Source organism: Rubrivirga marina (assembly GCF_002283365.1).
Lineage (GTDB): Bacteria > Bacteroidota > Rhodothermia > Rhodothermales > Rubricoccaceae > Rubrivirga > Rubrivirga marina.
Window position 1 is genome coordinate 1 of the sequence record NZ_MQWD01000006.1, and the last position, 602, is coordinate 602.

The window sequence follows — 602 nt, forward strand, 5'->3', positions numbered from 1 at the left end:
TTCAGCCGCCTGAGGCGGCGCGACGGTGATCCGAAGCTAGGAGCGGCGCCGACGCCAGCAACGGCCGAGAGCGCTGACGCCCCCGGTCGGCCTACAGCGGCGGGTTCTGCGGCCGCCCCTCGGGCGAGCCCCTACGCCGTCGAAGCCGAGAAGCGACGGCGGTACACCTCATGGGCCGCCCAGCCCAGCATCAAGTAGTAGAACGAGAACTCGTAGGGCTCCCAGTTCTCAACGCCCCGGATCCCGATCGCCAGCGTTGCCACGACGAAACCGACCGTCGTGAGGAGGGCGAATGTGGCCTTCGACATGGTGCACCTCGTGTCCGAATGAAGGGGAGCTACGGAATGGTAGGGAAGCAGTTGCACGCTTGGCGCACAGGCCGCAGAACAGGGGGCCACTAAGCCGCAAAGAGCCGGCGGCAAAGCGGTGGTACGGCGGCAGCATACGACGGCGCCGAGGAATCCGAGAGCGCTGATGCTCCTTGTCGGCCAGCAGCGGCGGGATCCTTCCAATCAGGAGACCATCCTTCGGATCCCACTCGCCGCCGCCGCCATGACCTCCTTCACCGGCCTCGACCTCCACAAGCGCTCCGTCACCGCGAC

Annotated in this window: 1 protein-coding gene; it reads right to left on the reverse strand. The window is 67.1% G+C overall.

Going from position 1 to position 602, the window contains the following annotated elements; all coding sequences use genetic code 11:
* Positions 1-131 precede the first annotated feature (131 nt).
* Positions 132-308 (reverse strand): hypothetical protein, encoded by a 177-nt coding sequence (locus BSZ37_RS22270; RefSeq protein WP_179299409.1) that lies wholly within the window; start codon positions 306-308, stop codon positions 132-134.
* Between the last annotated feature and the right edge of the window lie 294 nt (positions 309-602).